The sequence below is a fragment of the Francisella sp. SYW-9 genome (assembly GCF_008711465.1).
Taxonomy (GTDB): domain Bacteria; phylum Pseudomonadota; class Gammaproteobacteria; order Francisellales; family Francisellaceae; genus Francisella.
The window spans coordinates 1-4,942 of sequence record NZ_VXKQ01000031.1; the positions used below are offsets into that span (position 1 = coordinate 1).

Genomic DNA, 4,942 nt, shown 5'->3' on the forward strand with positions numbered 1-4,942 from the left:
CAGTTTGCGACAGAACCCATGCATCATATTAACTTCTTGAATTATATTTTTACTACTAAACTTATAATGTTTGCAAATTACATATAGTAGAAGATTTATTTCAGTATTCTCTATTAAAATACTTTTATACACTATTGATATTCTCCTTATTATTTAAAAAAAGTATTATTTCTATTTTTCTTCTTTTCTTTCATTTCTTTATATATAACTCAGATATAGCTAATGCAACAATTAAGGATAAACCACTAACAATAGCATGAAGATACCACCTTACTTTTTAAAACTTCATAGAAAATACAAATACTAAGATAAATCTCTCACTAAATAATATTAGCACTAACTGTAAATACATAACCTACCGAGCGTACTGTTTTTATTATATTTGATTCTTTATCTAATTGAAGTATCTTTCTTAATCTTCCTACCTGAACATCAATAGATCTATATAAAGAAAAGGATGATTCAGATTTTGTTAAGTCAATTAATCTATCTCTACTTAATATAATATTTACATTTTCTAAAAATACTAGAAGTAAGTTATATAATCCTGTTGAAATATAAACTTCATGTCCTAAACTATCCTTTAAACTTCTTTCAGCTGTATCTACTATCCAGTGAAGAAATTTATACCTAGGATAGATTTCTTTCCCAGGTTTATTTAAATGATGATTATAATATCTACGTGACACAGATTTAAGCCTTGCTAATAATTCTCTATTACTAACATGAGTAGACAAGAAATCATCAGCTCCAACTTCAAGACTAATTATTTTTTCTAAATCTGATTCTTCTGGTGTAATAAATATTAGAGGAATATCAGAATATCTTCTTATATTCTTACAGATTTCTACAGATTGATTTGTGTCAGGACATGTATAAATAATTAGGAAATTTATATTATATTTTGTCAGTATTTTCTTTATTAACTTAAGTTCTTGAATAGCTGTTACAGTATAAGAATAAGTTTCAAAATAAAGTTTTAACTCAAAAAGCTTAACACTATCTTTGTTGAAAATTAATACATTCATAGTTAAAACGATAAATATCCTTATAATCAAAAGAGCTCCTTTGTATTAAGTATATATAAAAATTAAATTAAATCAATATGTGTATTGCGATAAATTGATCTACCCGTCAATTTGGGACACTTTTGATGTCAAAAAAAGGAAAGAGAAATGGCTTACAAAAGATACCCAGAAGAATTTATTGATCAAGCAGTGCAGTTATGCTTAGCAGAAGATGCAAATCGTAAAGAAGAACGTAAGCCAACTGAGCTGGGGCTATGGTTTAGCAGTTAATCTCAGTGAGTTGAATATTTCCCCTACTTTTTTTATAGTTTGATAAAAGGATACTGGTTAACCTACGTGCGCTGAGGGCCACATTTTTAAAATGGAAAATCTTTAATTTTATTATCATACACATCTTGGCAATCACTAAGTGATAGTTTCGAATACATTTCTAATTCATCTATACCTTTTCTCATCAAAAACATCCTAACATAACTTAGTTATCTAGGACAGCCCCTTCTTTTATATCTTTGCATGGCTAACTCACTATAATTTCTATTGCCATATTTAGTTTTTGTTTGCCAATGCATTCTACCATGTTTAGCTATCAACTCTAGATTATGATTTCTTAATACATGATTTGAGTCACTCATCTTTGCATTTTTATCTGGTGGTATTGCTACCTAGATGGGAACTTATCATTTATCTTCTCATATACATTAAAACTATCGTAAGCTCCACCAGCTGAAAAGTGAGAAGTATCTACACCTATCTGGTTAAATAGTTTATCTACAACTCTTTCATCAGTATCAAATCTATTAGTTAATTCAACTGCATGAATATAATGTTTATTTGATACAGCTGCATGATATTTTCTCCAACTACGTTTAGCTGAAACTTTATGTTTCTCTTGATGCCACTCATCTCTACCAAATCTCTTTAATCCAGTAGAATCTATAGATATATCTGCTACTGACTCATCTACTGTATCTTTCTCTGTATACTTCGGACATTCTATACCTAATGATTTTAAACGTTTGCTTAGAGTACAGAAATTAGGACATTGTATATCTAATCCCATTATTTCGAATAAAGAATTTATAAAACCTTGTGTTTGCCTTAATGGTTGCTTATATATCATCCTTATCTCATGACAGATTCTAATAGCAAAATCAGTATATCGTTGTGGTGTTCCTTCCCCAATATTCTTTTGGTCTTTTTCATGCCAATTATTTACAGCATCAACTGTAAGCCATATATCTATACGACCTCTATTTGTCAGAGCCTTATTATATTCAGACCCATTTGTAATTTTATGTTTTTGTTTAGGCACATGCCAATCTTTTGATTCAGGGTATTTATATGGCATTGGTATTTTATATTTTTAAAGTTAATTGATTCTAATTCTTTGACTTGGATTTGACAATATATTCATAACTTTAAGGGGGTAAGAAACAATGCCTGAATATAGTCTAACCTTTATTCTATCTAGCTCTTCTACTTCAACAGCAATTTTAAATCTCTTTGGGTTTTATTCCCCGCCCCTTGGGGCGTATAATGGTAGCCTATGAGTAGATATATAAAGAAGAGTCATAACGTAACTATTTTGCTATACCATTTAGTTTTTCCTGCAAAATATAGGAGAGTCATATTTGATGATAATGTTGACCTGGAGTTATCTAGAAGTTGTATTGAGTTGGAATCTAGATACCAGGTTAACTTTATAGCAATTGGAACAGATAAAGATCATGTACATTTTTTAGTACAGTCAGTTCCGAGCTATAGTGTTACAAAAATAGTAACGATAATAAAAAGTATCACTGCAAGAAATATATTCAAAGTTTGCCCTCATGTTAAGAAGCAATTATGGGGAGGGGAGTTATGGACAGATGGATATTTTGCTAGTAGTGTAGGTAAGCAAGGAGATGAAAATATGATAGCCAATTACGTTAAGAATCAGGGTGAAGAATATAATAGGCTACATAAAGGAAAGCAATTAGAGTTGCTATGAAGACAGCTCATACCCCGCTGCTTGCGGCGGGGTGGTTGATTGAGCTATATTTTTTAGCTTTTAGGAACAGAACCCCTTTAAAACCATCTTTGATATATTTGAGACATATTTGAGACATATTTATGATAAGAAATTATATTAGAATTATTTTTTTAATATACCTGAATATTATCAAATATATGAATGAACTATTAACTAAAACCTTAATTAACCCCCAAACAGGTTCAGACCTTGAATTAGCTTGTATTACCTTATCTAAGATAACACAAAAGAATATCGTGATATCAGAAAATAATTTTATTCATTCAGCTTTTATTAATTCTCATAGTGATTGTTGGATAGGATATGAGGAAGCAGTAGCAGAAACTGCCATAAAAGAATATGGTGCAATAAAAATATATCGTATTAGTAAAGATAAATATAAGAATCTTAGTAATAATAAGACCTATTCAGGAAATTATTCTTTTTATAAGGCATTTCTAGCATCACACCATAGATATAGAGACCTATATTACATAAATGATAATATTTTAGAATCTTTCAATAAAAAAGTTTGTTCCTACTGGAAAGAAAATAGTAAAACCATTTTAAGGCTTTGGGTAAGAGGTAAGCAAGAAGGATTATCTTTTGAAAGTTCATTATTAAGCCCATACCGTGATATAAATTATCTTTTAGAACAATATATGAATTGGAACAGTAAAAGGTCGACTCAACAGAAGTTAACTTTTAGTAAGTGGTTAGAAACAAAGTTTAAAGATACAGCAGAATTCAATTTCTCTCCAAATTTATCTACAGAAAAGTCAATATCACCTTTTTTAGCTATTTTTCTTGCTAGCTTAACATTTAGCTCTGAGACTATGCTTCCTCATATGAATATATTATCACCTATTAATACTACAGGTAAGTTCAATAATTACTCCAAGATGGATAGCCCTAACTTTCAAGAGGCATCTAGTAATTCTGATTCTATGTCCAAAATGGAATCTACTATGTGGGATAGCATACCGTCGGTTCAAAATATAAAAGAAATGGCATATGAAACGGGAAAAAAACTATATGATAATCTACCGTCGATCAACTTCCCTCCTGGAGCTGAGGCAAATCCTATACAAGAGAAAAGAGCTATTAATAGAGCTCAAGAGGTTGCTATAGGTGATCTAAGAAGTATACAAGGAATAAAAAACTTTAAGTACTATAGAAGTACTTTTTTGTTTATGCTAACATATTTATCAGGAACTCACATAACGAGTGATTTACTTACTAAATTGCTGAGACATCCTGATGAAGGTGATTTATATTGGAAAAATAATCCACCTACAAAAAAAGAGATTATTCTTTTTAGACTTACAACATCATTAGTAACTCCTCTTACTGATATCTCAGAATGCAAATCAAGAGTACCAGATAATTTAGTAGATACAGATAAATATAAATTATTCATTAATTTAAGAAATTTGTTTGGTATATATTTTTCAATGCATGATAAAAGGCTGATTAGTGACTACACCTTTATAAGAGCATTTAAAAAGGTTCTATTAGATGAAAATATAGTTAAAGAATTTAGGAGGTATTGTTCATTTTCCCTATCTGAGATTGAAACTAATAAAAGACGTGGGAAAATGATTTATAGTGTTTATAAAAGGCTAGGTGACAATTATGCAAATTTTTATAATATGACTGCTGATGACTTTAAATATTTAGTAAGTAGCTGGTCTTTTAAAAACCGTCATCATTATGATACATTTTTCTTGGCTGAATCGGGTATAAATGCAGCTACTAATGAGTTTATTAAATTAAAGTCTATTATGGCTTTTACAACTCCACTTGCCACAACAGGTACTCCACTTGCCACAACAGGTACTCCACTTGCCACAACAGGTACTCCACTTGCCACACCAAGTACCCCACTTGCCACAACAGGTAC

6 protein-coding genes are annotated in these 4,942 nt (G+C 30.2%); 3 read left to right on the forward strand and 3 right to left on the reverse strand.

The features are described from left to right. Positions 1-320 precede the first annotated feature (320 nt). Complete coding sequence (locus F3D62_RS11275) at positions 321-1,058, reverse strand: winged helix-turn-helix domain-containing protein (protein WP_150468354.1); 738 nt, start codon at positions 1,056-1,058, stop codon at positions 321-323. Positions 1,059-1,175: 117 nt separating this feature from the next. Between F3D62_RS11275 and F3D62_RS13070 the strand changes: the two genes are divergently transcribed. Further along, a complete protein-coding gene (locus tag F3D62_RS13070) occupies positions 1,176-1,298 on the forward strand; it encodes a hypothetical protein (protein WP_263478764.1) in 123 nt (40 codons plus the stop codon). Between the two features lie 209 nt (positions 1,299-1,507). Here the strand turns inward: F3D62_RS13070 and F3D62_RS12790 are convergent, their stop codons facing one another. Together F3D62_RS12790 and F3D62_RS11280 are read right to left on the reverse strand one after the other, a co-directional pair. After that, on the reverse strand, positions 1,508-1,660 hold the full coding sequence (locus tag F3D62_RS12790; protein WP_191092609.1) for a hypothetical protein: 153 nt from the start codon (positions 1,658-1,660) through the stop codon (positions 1,508-1,510). A gap of 26 nt (positions 1,661-1,686) precedes the next feature. Further along, positions 1,687-2,376 (reverse strand): IS5 family transposase, encoded by a 690-nt coding sequence (locus F3D62_RS11280; protein WP_150468355.1) that lies wholly within the window; start codon positions 2,374-2,376, stop codon positions 1,687-1,689. A gap of 198 nt (positions 2,377-2,574) precedes the next feature. On the opposite strand from F3D62_RS11280, the gene tnpA reads away from it, so the two are divergent. Then, a complete protein-coding gene (gene tnpA, locus F3D62_RS11285) occupies positions 2,575-3,018 on the forward strand; it encodes an IS200/IS605 family transposase (protein WP_150468356.1) in 444 nt (147 codons plus the stop codon). 179 nt (positions 3,019-3,197) lie between these two features. Beyond that, on the forward strand, positions 3,198-4,942 hold a 1,745-nt coding region (locus tag F3D62_RS12795; protein WP_224732687.1), incomplete at its 3' end, for a hypothetical protein.

What these genes read in the sequence shown, in the direction of transcription:
- F3D62_RS13070 (WP_263478764.1), top strand. Translation starts at nt 1,176, where the DNA reads ATGGCTTACAAAAGATACCCAGAAGAATTTATTGATCAAGCAGTGCAG.
- F3D62_RS12790 (WP_191092609.1), bottom strand. Translation starts at nt 1,660, where the DNA reads ATGAGTGACTCAAATCATGTATTAAGAAATCATAATCTAGAGTTGATA.
- F3D62_RS11280 (WP_150468355.1), bottom strand. Translation starts at nt 2,376, where the DNA reads ATGCCATATAAATACCCTGAATCAAAAGATTGGCATGTGCCTAAACAA.
- tnpA (WP_150468356.1), top strand. Translation starts at nt 2,575, where the DNA reads ATGAGTAGATATATAAAGAAGAGTCATAACGTAACTATTTTGCTATAC.